The organism is Rhizobium sp. BK379 (assembly GCF_014193955.1).
GTDB lineage: Bacteria > Pseudomonadota > Alphaproteobacteria > Rhizobiales > Rhizobiaceae > Rhizobium.
On the sequence record NZ_JACIAD010000002.1, the window covers coordinates 890,685 to 908,813 of the forward strand.

16 protein-coding genes and 1 tRNA gene are annotated in these 18,129 nt (G+C 61.0%); 8 read left to right on the top strand and 9 right to left on the bottom strand.

Going from position 1 to position 18,129, the window contains the following annotated elements:
* Positions 1 to 45: 45 nt before the first annotated feature.
* Positions 46 to 3,441, top strand: coding sequence for an acyl-[ACP]--phospholipid O-acyltransferase (locus FHT93_RS15395; RefSeq protein WP_183848202.1), 3,396 nt, complete (start codon positions 46 to 48; stop codon positions 3,439 to 3,441).
* Positions 3,442 to 3,536: 95 nt separating this feature from the next.
* Here FHT93_RS15395 and FHT93_RS15400 read toward each other — a convergent pair whose 3' ends face one another.
* Positions 3,537 to 3,947 carry a hypothetical protein gene (locus FHT93_RS15400; RefSeq protein WP_112542998.1) on the bottom strand — a complete coding sequence of 137 codons (411 nt, stop codon included), beginning with the start codon at positions 3,945 to 3,947 and terminating at the stop codon, positions 3,537 to 3,539.
* A gap of 261 nt (positions 3,948 to 4,208) precedes the next feature.
* Between FHT93_RS15400 and FHT93_RS15405 the strand changes: the two genes are divergently transcribed.
* Both FHT93_RS15405 and FHT93_RS15410 read left to right on the top strand, forming a co-directional pair.
* Positions 4,209 to 4,285 (top strand) — tRNA-Pro (locus FHT93_RS15405).
* A gap of 197 nt (positions 4,286 to 4,482) precedes the next feature.
* Complete coding sequence (locus tag FHT93_RS15410; protein ID WP_112542999.1) at positions 4,483 to 4,668, top strand: hypothetical protein; 186 nt, start codon at positions 4,483 to 4,485, stop codon at positions 4,666 to 4,668.
* A gap of 336 nt (positions 4,669 to 5,004) precedes the next feature.
* On the opposite strand, the gene yghU is transcribed toward FHT93_RS15410, so the two are convergent.
* Together yghU and FHT93_RS15420 are read right to left on the bottom strand one after the other, a co-directional pair.
* The gene (gene yghU / locus FHT93_RS15415; RefSeq protein ID WP_183848204.1) at positions 5,005 to 5,883 is read right to left on the bottom strand and encodes a glutathione-dependent disulfide-bond oxidoreductase; all 879 of its coding nucleotides are present in this window, start codon (positions 5,881 to 5,883) and stop codon (positions 5,005 to 5,007) included.
* A gap of 240 nt (positions 5,884 to 6,123) precedes the next feature.
* The gene (locus FHT93_RS15420) at positions 6,124 to 6,792 is read right to left on the bottom strand and encodes a GNAT family protein (RefSeq protein WP_183848206.1); all 669 of its coding nucleotides are present in this window, start codon (positions 6,790 to 6,792) and stop codon (positions 6,124 to 6,126) included.
* 106 nt (positions 6,793 to 6,898) lie between these two features.
* On the opposite strand from FHT93_RS15420, the gene FHT93_RS15425 reads away from it, so the two are divergent.
* Positions 6,899 to 8,305 (top strand): PLP-dependent aminotransferase family protein, encoded by a 1,407-nt coding sequence (locus FHT93_RS15425; protein WP_183848208.1) that lies wholly within the window; start codon positions 6,899 to 6,901, stop codon positions 8,303 to 8,305.
* Positions 8,306 to 8,356: 51 nt separating this feature from the next.
* Here the strand turns inward: FHT93_RS15425 and FHT93_RS15430 are convergent, their stop codons facing one another.
* On the bottom strand, positions 8,357 to 9,862 hold the full coding sequence (locus FHT93_RS15430) for a DegQ family serine endoprotease (protein WP_183848210.1): 1,506 nt from the start codon (positions 9,860 to 9,862) through the stop codon (positions 8,357 to 8,359).
* Between the two features lie 521 nt (positions 9,863 to 10,383).
* Between FHT93_RS15430 and FHT93_RS15435 the strand changes: the two genes are divergently transcribed.
* Positions 10,384 to 11,436, top strand: a complete 1,053-nt coding sequence (locus FHT93_RS15435) for a LacI family DNA-binding transcriptional regulator (RefSeq protein ID WP_113015054.1) — start codon at positions 10,384 to 10,386, stop codon at positions 11,434 to 11,436.
* Positions 11,437 to 11,463: 27 nt separating this feature from the next.
* Here the strand turns inward: FHT93_RS15435 and cysN are convergent, their stop codons facing one another.
* The 3 genes from cysN to FHT93_RS15450 are packed head-to-tail and all read right to left on the bottom strand — an operon-like array spanning position 11,464 to position 14,664.
* Positions 11,464 to 12,948, bottom strand: a complete 1,485-nt coding sequence (gene cysN, locus FHT93_RS15440; protein ID WP_183848212.1) for a sulfate adenylyltransferase subunit CysN — start codon at positions 12,946 to 12,948, stop codon at positions 11,464 to 11,466.
* 1 nt (position 12,949) lies between these two features.
* On the bottom strand, positions 12,950 to 13,903 hold the full coding sequence (gene cysD, locus FHT93_RS15445; protein WP_112543004.1) for a sulfate adenylyltransferase subunit CysD: 954 nt from the start codon (positions 13,901 to 13,903) through the stop codon (positions 12,950 to 12,952).
* A 17-nt stretch (positions 13,904 to 13,920) separates the two neighbouring features.
* The gene (locus tag FHT93_RS15450) at positions 13,921 to 14,664 is read right to left on the bottom strand and encodes a phosphoadenylyl-sulfate reductase (protein ID WP_112543005.1); all 744 of its coding nucleotides are present in this window, start codon (positions 14,662 to 14,664) and stop codon (positions 13,921 to 13,923) included.
* Between the two features lie 419 nt (positions 14,665 to 15,083).
* Here FHT93_RS15450 and FHT93_RS15455 point away from each other — a divergent pair, with 419 nt between their 5' ends.
* The 3 genes from FHT93_RS15455 to FHT93_RS15465 all read left to right on the top strand — a co-directional run bounded on the left by FHT93_RS15455 (position 15,084) and on the right by FHT93_RS15465 (position 16,490).
* Complete coding sequence (locus tag FHT93_RS15455; protein WP_112543006.1) at positions 15,084 to 15,530, top strand: Rrf2 family transcriptional regulator; 447 nt, start codon at positions 15,084 to 15,086, stop codon at positions 15,528 to 15,530.
* A gap of 93 nt (positions 15,531 to 15,623) precedes the next feature.
* Positions 15,624 to 16,010 carry a DUF6152 family protein gene (locus FHT93_RS15460; RefSeq protein ID WP_113116257.1) on the top strand — a complete coding sequence of 129 codons (387 nt, stop codon included), beginning with the start codon at positions 15,624 to 15,626 and terminating at the stop codon, positions 16,008 to 16,010.
* Between the two features lie 9 nt (positions 16,011 to 16,019).
* Positions 16,020 to 16,490: a DUF6644 family protein gene (locus tag FHT93_RS15465; RefSeq protein ID WP_183848213.1), complete on the top strand. Its 471-nt coding sequence runs from the start codon at positions 16,020 to 16,022 to the stop codon at positions 16,488 to 16,490.
* A gap of 5 nt (positions 16,491 to 16,495) precedes the next feature.
* Here the strand turns inward: FHT93_RS15465 and FHT93_RS15470 are convergent, their stop codons facing one another.
* Positions 16,496 to 17,101, bottom strand: coding sequence for a flavodoxin family protein (locus FHT93_RS15470; RefSeq protein ID WP_113014982.1), 606 nt, complete (start codon positions 17,099 to 17,101; stop codon positions 16,496 to 16,498).
* Positions 17,102 to 17,190: 89 nt separating this feature from the next.
* Positions 17,191 to 18,066 (bottom strand): sigma-70 family RNA polymerase sigma factor, encoded by an 876-nt coding sequence (locus FHT93_RS15475; protein ID WP_183848404.1) that lies wholly within the window; start codon positions 18,064 to 18,066, stop codon positions 17,191 to 17,193.
* Between the last annotated feature and the right edge of the window lie 63 nt (positions 18,067 to 18,129).

The following is an 18,129-nucleotide window of genomic DNA, read 5'->3' on the forward strand; positions in this document are numbered from 1 at the left end:
GTAACAACTCTGTGGCCTTCTCTGCGAGCCAATGGAGGATCTGCCGTGCAAACCAACCTGATGACATCAAGGAAATTCGCGCCGCTGTTCTGGACGCAGTTCCTCACCGCGTTCAACGACAACTTCCTGAAGAATACTCTTGTATTCCTGATCCTCTTCCAGATGTCGGCTGCCGAGGGCGCGGCACTGGTCACACTTGCCGGCGTCGTCCTGATCATTCCATTCCTGTTGCTCTCGGCAATCGGCGGCGAACTCGCCGACAAGCACGACAAGGCCAAGGTCGCCGAACTCCTGAAGAGATGCGAGATTGCGGTGGCGGTCGTTGCTGTCGTCGGTCTTGCCTTCTCCTCCATCTGGATCCTGATGGCGGCGTTGTTTGGCTTTGGCGTCATCTCCGCGCTTTTCGGCCCGATCAAATACGGCATTCTGCCTGATCACCTGGAACGCCGCGACCTGCCGAAGGCCAATGCCTGGATCGAGGGCGGCACCTTCATCGCCATCCTCGGCGGCACCATCGTTGCCGCATTCGCCTTTTCCGGCGGAGACAATGTCCTCGTCTTCGGCACGATGATGATCGGTCTTTCGGTGCTGTGCTGGTTTGCCAGCCGGATGATCCCGGCAACCGGCTCCAAGGCTCCCGATCTCGAGATCGATACCAACGTCATCCGCTCCAGCTACAACCTCGTCATGGAAATTCGCAGCGACAAGCGCCTGTGGCGTTCGGCGCTGATGAACTGCTGGTTCTGGCTGGTCGGCGCATTCGTGCTGTCTATCCTGCCGACCATGGTCACCGAATTGCTCGGTGGTTCGGAAATTGTCGTGCCGGCCTATCTGACGGTCTTTGCCGTCGCAGTCGCAGTGGGCTCCGCCATCGCCGCCTGGATGTCATCAGGCCGCATTGTGCTTCTGCCTGCGCCGATCGGCACGGCTCTGCTTGCCATCTTCAGCCTCGATCTCGCCTGGAACCTGTGGGGTCTGCAATCGACCAGCCATGCGACAACCATCCTGGCTTTCTTCGCCGGCCAAAACACGATCCGCGTCGCAATCGATCTCGCCGGCATGGCGATATCAGGCGCCTTCATCGCAGTTCCGACTTTCGCCGCGCTGCAGACCTGGGCGCATGAGGACCGCCGCGCCCGCGTCATCGGTGCCGCCAATGTCCTGTCGGCGCTCTTCATCACTGTCGGCCTTGGTGCTGTTGCCGTTGTCCAGGCCCTTGGTGCCTCTATTCCGCAGATCCTGATCGGCCTCGGCATCATCAATTTCGCCGTTGCCTGGCTGATGCTGAAGACGCTGCCGACCAATGCCTTCCGCGATTTCGTCTCGATCCTGTTCCGTGCCTTCATGCGGCTGGAAGTCGAAGGCCTCGAAAATATCAAGAAAGCAGGGCCGGCCCCGATCATCGCGCTCAATCACGTCAGCCTGCTCGACGGTGCGCTGGCGCTCGCCATCACCGAGGAAGAGCCGGTCTTTGCGGTCGATTACAAGATCGCCCAAGCCTGGTGGGTAAGACCCTTCCTGAAAATGTGCAAATTCCTGCCGCTCGATCCGACCAAGCCTATGGCAACGCGCTCGCTGATCAAGGTGGTGCAGGACGGCAGCCCGATCGGTATCTTTCCCGAGGGGCGCCTGACAGTAACCGGCACGCTGATGAAGGTTTATGACGGCGCCGCCATGGTTGCCGACAAGACCGGAGCGATGGTGGTGCCGGTGCGCATCGACGGCCTGGAGAAGAGCTATCTCTCTTACCTCAACGACGGCAAGATCCGCCGCCGGCTGTTCCCCAAGGTCAAGGTCACCATTCTCGAACCGGTGAAGCTCGAAGTTCCGGCCGAACTCAAGGGCCGCAAGCGCCGCACGGCAGCCGGTGCCGCCCTCTACCAGGTCATGTCGAACCTAATGTTCAGGACCGCCGATACATCCTCGACCGTCATCGATCGCATCATCGAGGCGAGCCACGAATTCGGCATGAGCAAACTCGCCGTCGAGGATCCGGTCACCGGCAAGCTCACTTACGGCAAACTGCTGACGGGTGCTGCCGTGCTCGGTGCGAAATTCCGCAGCATGTTCCCGGAACGCAATCTCGGCGTCATGCTGCCGAACGCCAATGGCGCCGCCGCAACGCTCCTCGGCGTGATGACGGCAGGCAAGGTGCCGGCCATGCTGAATTTCACCGCCGGTGCGGCCAATATCCTGTCCGCCTGCAAGGCGGCGGAGGTGAAGCATGTCCTAACATCCCGCGCCTTCGTGACCCAGGCCAAGCTCGGCCCGGTCATCGAGGAGATGGAAAAGCAGGTTAAGATCGTCTGGCTTGACGATCTCCGCACCGAAATCGGCCTTGTGAGCAAGATCAGGGGCTATCTGCACAAGGCACGGCCGCTGGTGAAGCGCAAGCCTGATGATCCGGCCGTCATACTTTTCACCTCGGGCTCAGAAGGTACGCCGAAGGGCGTGGTGCTGACCCATCGCAACATCCTGTCGAATGCAGCCCAGGCCGCCGCCCGCATCGATTTCCACAGCGGCGACAAGGTGTTCAACATCCTGCCGGTCTTCCACTCCTTCGGGCTGACGGCCGGCACCGTGCTGCCGCTGATCTCGGGTGTGCCGGTCTATTTCTATCCGTCGCCGCTGCACTACCGCATCGTGCCGGAACTGATCTATGTCTCGAATGCTACGATCATCTTCGGCACCGATACCTTCCTCAACGGCTACAGCCGGACGGCCCACCCTTACGACTTCCGCTCCATCCGCTATATTTTCTCCGGTGCCGAGCCGGTGAAGGCGTCCACCCGCGCCACCTACATGGAGAAATTCGGCCTGCGCATTCTGGAAGGCTATGGCGTCACCGAGACGGCGCCGGTGATTTCGATCAACACGCCGATGTACAACAAGTCCGGCACTGTCGGCAAAATCCTGCCGGGCATGGAATGGAAGCTCGAACCCGTACCCGGCATCGATGACGGTGGCCGCCTCGTCGTCCGCGGCGCCAACGTCATGGCCGGCTATCTGCGTGCCGAAAATCCCGGTGTGCTCGAACCGCTTGTAGACGGCTGGCATGATACCGGAGACATCGTCACCATCGACGAGGACGGTTTCGTCAAGATCCGCGGCCGCGCCAAGCGCTTTGCCAAGATCGGCGGCGAGATGATATCTCTCGCGGCGGTCGAGGCCCTTGCCGCAGAACTCTGGCCAGGCGCTCTTTCGGTCGTCTCCTCGATTCCGGACGCAAAGAAGGGCGAGCGGCTCGTACTTCTGACCGATGCGCCGACTGCCACTCGCGCCGAATTCCTCGCTTTCGCCAAATCGAAGGGCGCCATGGACATGATGGTGCCGGCCGAGGTTAACATCGGCAATGTGCCGGTCCTCGGCTCTGGGAAGGTGGATTTTGTGACGGCGCGCAGATTGGCCGAGAGCGCGGCCCAGCCGGAGCAGGCGGCGTAAAACCGGCTTCATTCTCCGGCAGCAGTGATCATAAGTGAAAACAAAACAGGCGGCTTGCGGGCCGCCTGTTGGCATTATCGGACGAATAATCCGGTTTACTTCTGTTCCGGCGCCAGGAATTCGGCGCAGTAGGAAGGACCGTTCACACCGGGGATATCGGTGACGGTGCGGATATCGCGGATCGTATAGTCGGAACTGGTGGTGATTTCGGCCTGGCAGCGCAGATAAAGCGTGCGGGCGCTCGCAATCTGCTTGCCGCGCTTGCCGTCAGCACCTTCGGCATATTTCGCGGGCACGCGCACCGTCTTGTAACCGCCCTTCCAGGTGTAGATCGTCGAGGAGCCTTCGTCGCGGTCGCTGAGCGGCGGGCCATAGGCGGCAAAGAACTTGCCGGCCGACTGGCCGACCCAGCGCGCCTCGATCGGGTTGCCGGCGGAAGGTATGGTGGTGCATCCGGCAAGCGCAATCGCAAGCGCGGCGGCCCCGGTCATGGTGCGGAGTTTCATCGTGTCGTCCCTGATATCTAGCCAGTGGCTGCGAAGCCGCCTTCGCGACGGTTTCGCCTGTCCCGTCAAGCCCTTTAGCCTGTAACCCGGCAAAAGAAAATTGCCACTTGGCCGCTTCTGAAGAATTTGCCGAGGGTGTGGCTTTTTGCTGCACGGTGGGCTGAAACACCTTGTCACGAGCCCGTCAAAAATTCCCGCGCCTTTTTGAATTTTGGTGCTTGCGCAACATAATAGGCCGGTCTATAGAGGCGCCGCTGGTCACGGAGTGTAGCGCAGTCTGGTAGCGCACCACGTTCGGGACGTGGGGGTCGAGTGTTCGAATCACTCCACTCCGACCAGCCGAAAACCCCGCTTCGGCGGGGTTTTTTCTTTTCTGGCTTTCTGTCCTTCCTCAATGTCCCCTGGGACGCGCTCGCCACGCCCATCAGATCGTTCCCGCAAATGCACCGGTTTGAACCATGCAAGCCCGGAATTTTAGATTTTGCTAACGAACAAATTGGCGCTAAGCTGGTTTCCTTCGGAGGAGGAAGCATCAATGAAGAAGATGAACAATCGACAAGTTCGAATTCCCGGCCCGAAAGATCAGGACATCACCGAGCATTGCCGAAAATTCGGCATAGGCCCGGCCGAGGAGGAGAAGCTCAAGAAGCTCCTGGGCCATCGGGCACCGCTCCATGAGATCCAGGCGAATGCTCCGAAACCTCAGCCGAAGTGGCGCTGACTGGAATCTCTTTCACCCAAAGCTTTGCTCATGATCGTCGGCGCCAGTCCGCTCCGACGCGGGTGAGAGTTCCCCGTTCTCTGACGCTGGAATAAAAAAGCCCCGCCGGTGGCTTTCGGCGGGGTAGATGGGGAAAGCTCTCCGAAAGGTGGCAGGAGAGCTTGGGCATTTCAGCAAGACTGGAAGAATGAGGCGAGGGCACTTTTGCCGGATTCGGTACAGTTCGCCTAAAAACCCATCATTTTTAGTGGGAAAATTTGCGATTTCCGCCTCGCGCCGTTTTTTCTCCGAACGCAGGCACGCCGTCCGCAACGGCGCGCCTGACCTTTGATCCCGTCAGCCGGCTGCCTGCAGCTTGTCCTGCGTCTTGGTCTCGAAGTCGCTGGCGTTATGGCGCTCGTGGAGCTGGCTCGAGGGCTCGCCGCTGACGCGGTTGACCATGCGACCGCGCTTGACGGCCGGGCGGTCGCCGATCATGTCGGCCCAGCGGTTCATGTGCTTGTACTCCTGCACCTGCAGGAATTCGGCGGAATCACCGTACATCCAGCCTTTCACGAGGCCACCATACCAGGGCCAGATCGCCATGTCGGCGATGGTGAACTCGTCGCCGGCGATATATTTGCTCTCGGCGAGACGCCGGTCGAGCACGTCGAGCTGACGCTTGGTCTCCATGGCGAACCGGTTGATCGCATATTCGATCTTCGTCGGTGCATAGGCATAAAAATGGCCGAAGCCGCCGCCGAGATAGGGCGCGCTGCCTACCTGCCAGAACAGCCAGGAGAAACATTCGGCGCGCTTGGCCGGATCGGTCGGTAGGAAGGCGTCGAATTTTTCCGCAAGATAGGTGAGGATCGCGCCGGATTCGAAGATCCGAACAGGCTTCTCGCCGCTGCGGTCCATCAGCGCCGGGATCTTGGAGTTCGGGTTGACCTCGACGAAACCGCTGCCGAACTGGTCGCCATCGCCGATCCTGATCAGCCAGGCATCGTATTCCGCGCCGCTATGGCCAAGCGCCAGCAGCTCTTCCAGCATGATCGTCACTTTCACGCCATTCGGCGTTCCCAGCGAATAGAGCTGCAGCGGGTGCCGGCCGACCGGCAGTTCCTTTTCACGGGTCGGCCCGGCAATCGGGCGGTTGATGCTGGCGAATTGGCCGCCGTTTTCCTTGTCCCAGGTCCAGATCTTGGGGGGCGTATAGTCGGACGAGCTGGTCATGTGATCTCCTGACGGAATAACTTCGTGCGTTGAATGAGCGGCCCAATCCTTAACCTCAACTGGGACCCCTGAACATATTGGTAGCAATGAAGTTATTGTCATCAGGGCGGCGGATTTTTAATCGCCGCGGGTGGCAGTGCTCGCGCAAACGTGCACTGCGTTTTGCGATAAGCACGTGCGACACAGAAGACCAAGGCGCGTGACACGTCCATCTGAAAGATCGTGAGACGCTTTGGATCTCTATTGGAAGCTGAGCTTGCTCTTCTGCTGGCCCTCGGCGTCGAAATTCTCAGGTGCCAGCCATGCCTCGTATCCCGCCTTCAGCTTCGGCCAGTCGCCGTCCGTCATCGCAAACCAGGCGGTGTCGCGGTTGCGCCCCTTTTGCACCATGTGGTGGCGGAAGATGCCTTCGAAGGCGAAGCCGAAGCGTTGTGCCGCGCGCTTCGAAGGTTCGTTGAGGTTGTTACATTTCCACTCGAAACGGCGGTAGCCGAGTGTGTCGAAGACGTAAGCGGCGCAAAGATAGAGCGCTTCGGTCGCCACCCGCTTGCGCGCGATCTCAGGTCCCCAGAGAATGTTGCCGATCTCGATCACGCCATTGGCGGTATCGATCCGCATCAGCCCCTGCCGGCCTTCGGCACGTCCCGTCGCCTTGTCGACCACGGCAAAGAACAGCGGGTCTTCGCTCGCGACGGATTTTTCCAGCCAGGGCATGAAGGCTTCCATATCGGCCGGTGCCTGTTCGAAGAGATAGCGGAAGCGGTCTTCAGCGCCCGGCTGTTGCGCAGAGCGGAGCAGATCGGCGCCGTGCTTTGCGGCATCCAGTGGCTCCAGGCGGGTGTAGCGGCCTTCAATCGGCGCGCGGTCGGGGCGCGAAACACCCTTCCAGTCGGTAAGTTCCTTTGTCATATCCGTCGTCCCATTGAAGTGATGCATTGAACTCCCGCTGCTCTTGCCTTGCAAATGGACTGGAGTAAAAGTCCAGTTTTAAACTTATTGGCAGACCAGTTGACTGATGACATCGGCACCTGCATGGCTGAACCTCGATCGAAGCGGCGGCGATCTGTCCGGCCAGATTTATCGAAGCCTGCGCGACCGAATCCTGCTCGGCCAGCTTCCGGCCGGACACAAATTGCCGTCGACTCGCGCTCTAGCGGCCTCGCTCGAGGTCGCGCGGTCTACGGCGGTGGAAGCTTATGAGCGGCTGAAATCCGAAGGTTATATCGAGGCCTCCGCCGGTGCGGCGACACGGGTTGCCGCCCTCGAACGCATGCGGCCGGAACGCCAGCGGGACGACCGCGCTCCTCTTGAGGAGGCGAGATCGGACCGGCCCTCCTACCGCGGCCTGTTCCGGCCCGGTGTGTCCGATGTATCGGATTTCCCGCATGGTGCCTGGAGCCGTCACCTCGCTTCGTCCAGCCGGTCTCTGCGCAGCCATCATCTCGGCTATGAGAACCCGACGGGGATCGGCGAGTTGCGCGAAGCGATCCTCGAACATATCTCGACGACGCGCGGCGTGGTCGCCGAGCCGGGGCAGGTCATGATCGTGCCCTCTACGCGCGCGGCGATCGACATGCTCGCAAGGGCAATGCTGAGAAGGAGCGGGCGCAAGACCGCATGGATGGAAGACCCGGGCTATAGCGCCGCCCGCCTGCTGCTCGACGATGCAGGTGCCGACATCGTGCCGGTCCCCTGCGATGAGCAGGGCATCGACGTCTCCAGGGTGGAAGGCCCGCAGCCGGCGCTGATCTACGTGACGCCATCGCACCAGTATCCGACCGGCGCGACGCTGAGCCTGCCGCGGCGGCTGGCACTGCTGGAAGCTGCACGCCGGCACGAAAGCCTCGTTGTCGAGGATGATTATGACAGCGACTTTCAATATGGCTCGCGGCCGATCGCCGCCCTGCAGGGCATCGACAGGGCGGAAGTCGTGGCCTACATCGGCACCTTCTCCAAGGTGCTGGCTCCCGGCCTGCGCGTCGCCTACGTTGTCGTGCCACGCTGGCTGGTGCCGGAGGCGTCGGAAGCGCTGCATCGCAGAGGTGTTGCCGTCGCCACTCATATTCAGGCGGCTCTTGCCGATTTCATCAATGAAGGCCGGCTGCGTGCCTATCTCAGGCGCATGAACCAGCAATATGCCGAACGCATGGTCTTGATGACCGACATGCTGGAGAGCCGTTTCGCGGGCAGGCTGGCCGTTTCGGGTGGCAATGGCGGACTGCAGCTTGCCGCCTGGTTTTGCGACCAGACGGTGGACGACCGGGCGTTCGTCGCCAAGGCCAATGCGTTAGGCTATGGACTGATGCCGATGTCAGCCTTCTTCATCGGCAAAGCCGACCCCGGCATCCTTTTCGGTATCTCCCAAGCGGAAACGGCTGCCGTTCAAAGACTGGCAGCCGATCTCGATCGGATCCTGAGCTGAGAACACATGCGCCCGGAGCGGGTCCGGGCGCAGTGCTCACGTGGGTGCCCTTCAAGCGGCGGCGAAGGGCACGGCCACGAAGGTCTTGTTGCCGCCGCGTTCGATCAGGAGCAGCACCGACTTGCGGCCGGACTTGCCGGCATCGGCAACGGCGGTCTTGACGTCACGGGCGTCGTGCACCGGCTTGTCGTTGACCGAGACGATCACGTCGCCGGGCTGGATGCCGGCAGCAGCGGCTGACTTGTCCGGGTTGACGTTGGCAACGACGGCGCCGGCAACGCTGTGGGGCAGGTTCAGCTGCTGGCGGATATCAGGCGTCAGGTCGGCAAGGCCGATGCCGAGGCTCGGCTGACCGGCAGCCTGGCCCTGATCATCGCTGCTTTCGACGGCGGCCTGCTTCTGCGTGTCTTCATTGCCGCCGACGGTCACGTTGAGATCGACCGTCTTGCCGTCACGCCAGACGGCCAGCGTTTCCTTCGCACCCGGCGACAGGTCGGCAACGAGGCGCGACAGATCCTTCGGCGTCTTGACATTTTCGCTGCCGACGGCGGTTACGATGTCACCTGTCTTGATCCCGGCATGGGCGGCAGGCGTCCCGTTGGTGACGGCGGCAACCAGCGCGCCTTCAGCCTTGGAGAGACCGACAGCATCGGCGACATCCTGGGTGACCGGCTGGATTTGCACGCCGAGATAGCCGTGATCGATCGAACCGTCCTTCTGCAGCTTGGCAACGATCACCTTTGCTTCGGAGGAAGGAATGGCGAAGCCGACGCCGACGCTGCCGCCGTTTGGCGAGTAGATGGCGGTATTGATGCCGACGACATTGCCATCACGATCGACCAGCGGACCACCGGAATTGCCATGGTTGATCGGCGCATCGATCTGGATGAAATCATCGTACGGGCCGCTGTGCAGGTCGCGGCCACGGGCCGAGACGATGCCCGCCGTTACCGTGGTGCCGATGCCGAACGGATTGCCGATGGCCAGGATCTGGTCGCCGAGCTTCAGCTTGTCGGAATCGCCCCAGGCGACGGTGGCAAGCGGATGCGGAGCCTGGACCTTCAGAACGGCGAGGTCGGACTTGGGATCGGCGCCGAGCAGCTTGGCCGGCAGTTCGGTACCGTCGTCGAGCGTGACCTTGATGTCGATGGCGTTGTCGATGACGTGGTTGTTGGTAACGATCACGCCGTCGGGGCTGATGACGAAACCGGAGCCGAGCGCCATGGCATGCTGCTGCGGCTGTTGCTGCTGCGGTGCCTGATGTGGCAGCGGAATACCCTGCTGTTCGAAGAATTGCCGGAACTGCTCGTCCATCGGCGAACCGTCTGCACTGGTATTGGTGGCCTTCATCGTGGTGGTGATGGTCACAACGGCCGGCTTGTCGGCATCGACGACGGCAGCAAAGGAGCCGCTGGAGGTAAGAACGCCCCCTGCCTCAGCCGGCGCGGCAAGAGCCGTCGAGGAAGAGGAAAGGGCAAACGGCAGCGAGGCCGCGCCGAGAACGATGGCCGCTCCGACAAGTGCTGCGGCCCGGTGCTTGCGAAGAATGTTTGACATAGTGGAAGTCCCTTGCGAGAGCGTTGGCATTGAATGGCGTCTTGGTTCCATGCCATGGACCTTGGCGTCAACGAGTATTTCCACCAGCTTTTACCGTTGATTACTTATATTTCGCCTGTATTATTTGGCGAATACTATGATCGGTAAGAATTGGCGCTTGATACCTATATGATCCGTTCTGCGGGATTTACAAATTAAACATTGATCATGTTTATATTACGGTATCGTAACACATTACTATAATTTAATCTTGACTGGCCAAGCATTGCCGAAATTATCCCGGCGCTCGTGTTGCCTGCCTCGCGAGGCGCCAGAATAGTGAAATATATTCCACTTTTCCGTGATCCATCAGCCTGCAAGCGACGTATTAAACCGAAACATTTGCGATATTTGTTCATGTTTTTTCGCGTTTCGGTTGAGATGGACTTTAAAATGTTAGTGGACTCTAAATTAATTTTTCTTCAGAAAAGGGAAGCTGCGAATCGACGGGAGGCGGGGCTCGCGGTGGCATGCGGGAAGCGATGAGGGATTCAGTGAAGCCGGGGCGGGAAAAGAAGCGCGGTTCCCATGTGAAGCTGAGCGACGTCGCAAAGAGGGTAGGGGTCAGTCCGATCACCATATCGCGCGCGCTTCGCAACCCCGAAATCGTCTCAGAAGAGCTGCGCGAGGTCATCCTGCGCACTGTCGACGAAATGGGTTACATCCCCAATCTCGCCGCTCGCGCGCTTGCCGGCCGTCACAGCGGCATCGTCGGGGTCATAACGCCCTCGCTTCACCACCCCTGCTTTACCGGCGTGATGATGGGCATCGAGGAGCGGTTGCGCGCTACGGATCTGCGCGTGCAATATGCCAATACCCTCAACGACGCGGATCAGGAAATCAGCCAGTTCAAATCCTTCCTGGCGCAGAAGCCGGCCGGGATCATCCTCGTGAACGCGGAATATTATGATGGCCTTGCGATGCTGATGGATGCAGCCGCCTTTCCGGTCGCCCACGTTGCCGATCTCAGCCAGCCGCCGGAAACGCTGCTTGTCGGCATGTCGCATCATGTGGCCGCGACAGCCGCCACCCGTTTCCTCCTGTCGAAAGGATACAAGCGGATTGGTTTCATCGGCGGGATAAGCGACATCCGCTCGCGCCGCAGTCGTGCGGGACATGAGGAGGCAATGCGCCAGGCTGGCCTCGGCAATCCATCGCTGATGCACGGCGTCGACGGCTCCACGAGCATCGGTCTCGGACGGCGACTGTTCACCGAGTTGCTGGAGCGGATGCCCGATCTCGATGCGATCCTCGCGCAAAATGATGATCTCGCTCTTGGCGCTCTGATCGAGTGCAATGAACGCGGCATCAAGGTGCCGGATGATTTCGGTATCTGCGGCTTCAACGATCTGGAATTCGCGCAGTTTACCTCGCCATCCCTGACGACGGTGCATGTTCCGCGTCATGACCTCGGCCGCCGCGCCGCCGATATGCTGCTGCGCGCCATCCGCGAGGAGCCGCCGGAAGAGCAGAGGGTCGATCTCGGCTTCTCGATCATCGAGCGCGGGTCGACACGCTCGATGCCGAAGCAATAAAAAAGGGGCCAGTCGGCCCCTTTTTTCTTAGATATCGCTTGCCGCGCTCGACCAGAGTTCGGCCGCTTCCGATGCCGTCATGCGGCGCACCTCCGCTTCGTGACTGCGCTTGGCGAACAACTCGCTTGCCATGATCTGCTCGGCGAGATCGGCCGGAAGCGACAGGATCACGCGGGCATCATTGCCATGAAGGCCGCTGACGTCGGCGCGCTTACCGGTCACCATACCGCCGGCGATCGTGTTGTTGGTCTCCGGGTCGATCAGGATGAAGGAGCCGGTGGCCCGGTTCTGTTCATAGGGATCGAAGATCGCGGCTTCGTCGAAAACCAGGCGCACCTTGCCGATGGCGTTCATGTAGAGCCGCTGAGCCGAGTTCCAGGTACCGCTCTTCAGCTCCAGCTGGCTGACGGGTTCGACCTGGACACGCTGGCGGCGCGAGCCGCTCTTCAGCCAGTAGCGCTTGCCGGCTTCAATGCCTTCGGGCTGCAGGGCAACGACCTGCGCGTCGAAGGAAAGCCCGGTCTGCGGCTGGCTGTCGATCGAGACGATCATGTCGCCGCGCGAAACATCCACCTGACGGTCGAGAACGAGCGTGATCGCATCACCGGCAACGGCCGCATTGCGCACCAGATCGAAGGTGACGATCTTGGTGACATTGGCGACCATGCCCGACGGTAGGATCATGACGCTGTCACCAGGCTTCACCGAACCGCCGGCAACCGTGCCCTGATAGCCGCGGAAGCTTTCGCCGGGGCGCGAGACGCGCTGTACCGAGAGGCGAAAGCCGGTCGACTGGCCGGAGCGCACGGTTGCGTGTTCCAGCGTCTCGACCAGCGTCGGGCCGTTATACCACGGCATGGCTGCCTGGCCGGAATAGACGACGTTCTCGCCCTTCAATGCCGACATCGGGATCGCAGTAATCTGCTTGACGCCAAGCGACAGCGCAAATTCCTTGAACTCGTGGGTGATCTTGTCGAAGCCGGCACGGTCATAGTTCGTCAGGTCGATCTTGTTGACGGCGAGTACGAACTGCTTGATGCCGAGCAAGGAGGCGATCGTCGCATGGCGGCGCGTCTGCTCGAGAATGCCGGCGCGGGCATCGACCAGCAGCACAGCAAGATCGGCGGTCGAAGCGCCGGTCGCCATGTTGCGGGTATACTGCTCGTGGCCGGGTGTGTCGGCGACGATGAAGGAGCGCTTGTCGGTCGAGAAATAGCGATAGGCGACATCGATGGTGATGCCCTGTTCGCGCTCGGCCTGCAGGCCGTCGAGCAGCAGCGCGAAATCGGGCAGGCCGAGATCGTTCTGCTTGCCGGTGGAATCGCGGCGAAGCGCTGCTGCCTGGTCTTCCTTGACTGCCTTGGTGTCCCAGAGCAGGCGGCCGATCAGGGTGGACTTGCCGTCATCGACGCTGCCGCAGGTGATGAGGCGCAACGGGCGCGAGTCGCGCACGGCCTTCAGAGGCTCGGCGGCGGGCACGGCGACGACGTTTGCGGGAATTGCTGCACTCATCTCAGAAATATCCTTCACGCTTCTTCTTTTCCATGGAGCCGGACTGGTCGCGGTCGATGGCGCGGCCCTGGCGCTCGGAAACCGTGGCGATCTCCAGCTCCGCGATAATGTCTTCAAGGGTGGTGGCCGTCGAGCGGATCGCGCCGGTCAGCGGGAAGCAGCCGAGCGTCCGGAAGCGGATGAAATCTTCCTGCTTCGTTTCGCCGGGCAGCAGTTCCAGGCGCGGATCGGATGCCGCGATCATCATGCCGTCGCGCTCAACATAAGGGCGCTTGGCCGCAAAGTAGAGCGGTACGATCGGGATTTCCTCGGCCTGGATATAGCGCCAGATATCGACCTCGGTCCAGTTCGACAGCGGGAAGACGCGAACGCTCTCTCCCTTGCGGATCTGGCCGTTATATACGTTCCAGAGCTCCGGGCGTTGGTTGCGCGGATCCCAGCGGTGGTCGGGCGTGCGGAAGGAATAGATGCGTTCCTTGGCGCGGGACGCTTCCTCGTCACGCCGCGCGCCGCCGAAGGCCGCGTCGAACTGGCCGGCATCAAGCGCATTGCGCAAAGCTTCCGTCTTCATGATGTCGGTGTAGCGGGCAGAGCCGTAGGTAAACGGCGTGATGTTTTCAGCCTTGCCGCGCGGATTGATATGTTCAATCAGGTCGAGATCGTATTTCTTCACAATCTCGTCGCGAAAGGTAATCATTTCCGCGAACTTCCAGCCGGTATTTACATGCAGCAGCGGGAAGGGCACGCGGCCGGGATAGAAGGCCTTGCGTGCCAGATGCAGCAGCACAGAGGAATCCTTGCCGATCGAATAGAGCATCACCGGACGCTCGAACTCGGCGGCAACTTCGCGGAAGATGTGGATCGCTTCGTTTTCCAGCGCCTTCAGATGCGGGTCGAGCGGCGGCTTGGCGCTCTGCGGATTGGTGAGTTCCGTATCCTGACGGGTATCGGGCATAAAATACTCCAGACTTCTTATTGCTGCACGGCGATCGCGGCGGCCTCTTCGGCGACATGCAGACCGCATTCGCGCTTTTCGTCCTGCTCCCACCACCAGCGGCCGGCGCGTTCGGGCTCGCCGGGCTTGATGGCGCGGGTGCAGGGCTCGCAGCCGATCGAGGGGTAGCCGCGGGCATGCAGGGGGTTTACCGGCACGCTGTTATCGGCGACGAAGGACTTGATCTTCTCGATGTCCCAGTCGGCGAGCGGGTTGACCTTCAGCAGATGACGCTCGGCGTCATATTCAGCAAAGGGCGTCTCGGCGCGGTTGGCCGACTGGCCGCGGCGCAGGCCGGTGATCCAGATCGTGGCGCCTGCCAGCGCCCGCGCAAGCGGCTTCAGCTTGCGCACGCCACAACAGGCATGCCTGGCTTCGACGCTCTCGTAGAAACCGTTCATGCCGTATTTCGCCGCATAGGCGTCGATATCCGCCTGCTCCGGTTCGTAGCGGGTTATGTGGATGTCGTACTGGCTCTCGGTCTCGTCGATCAGCGCAAGCGTTTCGGGAAAAAGCCGGCCTGTCTGCAGGGTAACGACGTCGATCGGCAGGCGATGCGTGCCGATCTCGGCCGATATGACCTGGTCCTCGATGCCGAGCGAGGTGGTGAAGACCACACGCCCGCCAAGGCCGGCGACGAACGAAAGCCGGCCGGCAAGGTCGAGACCCGAAAGCTTGTCAGCCAAAGCCTCGGCTTCTTCGATCGGATTGATAACAGTCATGGGGGATCCTGTCCTTGATATTGGCCGGAGTATCGCAGCTCAAAGATGGATCGGACAGAAAAAGGGATTTCGAAAGGACTGCTTAGCGGAGCAAATATCTCTCCCATCCTGCCGCAATGCAGAAAAGCAGCCGCAGGCGCAGAAATCGCACCTCGAACTTAATGTCTATAGAAATAGTAGTGTTACACGGCGCCTGTCAATTGGAAATCTGAATTGATGGCACGGATGATGAAAATTGCCCTCTTTTGTAATAGATTACCAGCTGTTGGCCGAGGGTAAAAAACAGGGCCAAAATACTTGTCTCTCAAGGCTTTTTCCAGCGCGTTCAAATTCCGTTCATGCTGGCCGTGCAATAGAGGCAATTAGCTTTTTTCGCGATGTCGGATTCGACACCGCCCTGTGTGTGTCGACGGTCCGAGATGATTACGCAAAAGGCAAAATATGCGCTGCGGGCGCTCACGGTTCTGGCGGAAGCTGCGGCCGACGAACCGGTCATGATTTCCGACATTGCTGTGCAGCAAAAGATCCCGAAGAAGTTTCTCGAACAGATCCTGCTCGACCTCAAACACCACGGTATCGTCGTCAGCCGCCGCGGCAAGCAGGGCGGGTACCTGCTGTTGAAGCCAGCCCACAGCATCACCTTCGGCGAGATCCTGCGCATCATCGACGGCCCGATCGCCCCGCTGCCCTGTCTGTCGATCACCGCTTACCGCAAGTGCGATGATTGCGAAGGCGAGCAGACCTGCCAAATTCGCCACGTCTTCGCCAAGGTAGCGGATGCCACCCGCAAGGTGCTGTTCTCCACGACGATCGCCGATGCCGTCGGTACCAAGCGCGGCGCCGAAGTCACCCGCCTACTTGCCTGATCTCCTCTCACCGGCCTTCAAGATTCGGTGAGTGACCTTTCCATCTGCCTGACATGCTCCACCTGCCCGTGCATTCGGGTAGGGAGAAAAATGATGTTTGCACTTTCGACAAAGAGAGCGCTGGCAGCCGTCCTGCTGTCGGCGACAGTCGCAACCGGTGCCGCGGCCCATCACGGCTGGTCGTGGGCGGAAGCCGATCAGATCGAGCTTCGCGGCACCATCCAGCAGATTTCCATGGGCGGGCCGCACCCGACGCTCGATGTCGCAACCGTTGATGACGGCGTCTGGCGCGTCGAACTCGGCAATCCGCGCCAGACGGAGCGCGCGGGCTTCGTCGAAGGTGTCGCAAAGCCCGGCGATCAGGTCACAGCGCTCGGAAACCGCTCACAGGACCGCACCGAGAAGCGGATGAAGGCGGTGCGCATCACTGTCGGTGAAAAGCGCTACGATATCTATCCGGAACGCATCCAGACGAACTGACGCCTCGTCATGGAGCTTCTCGAATGGCTGGCTGCCACCACGCTTGCGGTCGAGCTTCGCCGCTCCGCAACGCTCTATATGTTCGTCAATGCCGCCCATATCCTGGCGATCGGCCTCCTGGTCGGCGCCATCCTGCCGCTTGATCTCAGTCTCGCCGGTTTCTTTGGCAAGGTGCCTGTGGAGGTCGTTGCGCCATTCCTGTCCCGCTCGGCCGGCGTCGGCCTCGCCCTGGCGCTGCTCACCGGCTTCTGTCTCTTTAGCGTTCGTCCGATCGAATATGCCGCCAATCCTGCCTTTCTTGCCAAGCTCGGGCTGATCGCTTTCGGCATTCTGAATGTGCTGGCAGTACATGCCGGGCGGGCTTGGCGAACCGCGGTCACGATCGGCATTATCCGCCCCGTTGTGCGGTTCTCCGCAACTCTCTCGGCGATCATATGGATCGCGGCCGTCATAGCCGGAAGGTGGATCGGCTTTCTCTGACCCAATCACCCGTCTGATGTTGCCCAGCCGCGTCCACGCACGAATTGCAACGTTGCTTCGGCGACCCGCTGGCCGAGATGGCGGGCGGTCGCGAGGTCCGCTTCGGGCGGCACGATGTCAGCGCCTTCGTCGACATTCGATTGCGCGGCTGCGCCGAGCCAGAAGCCCAGCCGGTTGAGCTCCTCCTTGGAGCCGAAGGAGGAATTGTTGGCTGGCGGCAAGTCGAGATTGATCCAATGCATGCCGTGTTGAGCGGCAAACAGCGCGATCTGCATCAGGGTGGCGAGCTTGTCGCCCGCCTGCGAACCCGAATTGGTGAAACCGGCGGCAATCTTGTCCTTCCAGCGATAACCGGCCGCCATGACCGCGCGCGAACTTGCCTCCTGAAAGGCCTTGAATGCGGCAGAGGGTCCGGCGACATAGGTCGGCGCGCCGAAGATGATCGCCTCCGCTGCGGCGAGATCATCCCAACGGTTCGGCGCTTCCTCCACTGTCAGCAGCAGACCGCTGACAGCAGCGACCCGGTCGATGCCCGCCTTTACCGCTTCTGCCTGTCGCGCCGTATGGCCGTAGCCGCTGTGATAGACGATGGCGATACGTGTCTCTGTCATGGGGCGATCTCCTCCGATGTGAAAACGGGTGCCTGCCTCCGCAGTCGACTGCGGATGGTGAAATGGGCAGATTGTGAGCGTGATGCGCCCTAGTGCAGGGCGTTCTGTTCCAGATGCGCGAGCTTCTCGGGATTGCGCGTCACATAGATCGCGGTAATCCCCTCACCCTCGATCTGAAGGGCTGTAGTCTGCAGCCAGCCGTCTTCTTCGATGCTGACAAAGCCCGGCAATCCGTTGATCAAGCCGTAGTGAAGCATGCGCGACATATGCGCGGTGAAGATCGGCGCCAGCGCGACAAAAAGCCTTGTCACCTTGTCGCGACCGATGATCGGCTTCCGCGGCGCCACTGCCTTGCCGCCACCGTCCGTATAGACGGTTGCATCCTCGGCAAGCAGCGCCTGCAATTCCTGGATATTGCCGCTGCGCGATGCCGTGAAGAAGGCAGAGGCGATCTGCATTCCGTGCTCGGGCGGCAGGGCATAACGCGGCCGCGCGCTCCGGACATTGGCCCGTGCCCGGCTGGCAAGCTGGCGACAGGCCGCCGGTTTGCGCCCGATCGTCGCTGCGATCTCCTCGAAACCGACTCCAAAGACATCATGCAGCACAAAGACCGCGCGCTCGAGCGGCGAGAGCCGTTCCAGCGCCAGCATCAACGGCAGCGTAACGTCGTCGACTTCCTCCTCGGGCGCGACCACGATAGGCTCCGGCAGCCACGGCCCGATATAGGTCTCATGCCGCCGGCGGGCCGATTTCAGCTGATCGAGGCAAAGCCGCGTCACGACCCGATGCAGGAAGGCGGCCGGCTCGCGGACAGCGCTGCGATCGGCATCGAGCCACCGCAGGAAAGCCTCCTGCACAATGTCTTCCGCCTCTGCGACTGATCCCAGCATGCGATAGGCAACCCGCGTCAGCCGCGGGCGCAGCGGATTGAAAGCGGTAATCGCATCTCCCTCTGCCGCTGTCATCTGATCCAGCTTCGCCATTGCCGTCGCCATTTCCTTCATCTTGTCCATTCGAGAAGGCTGGAC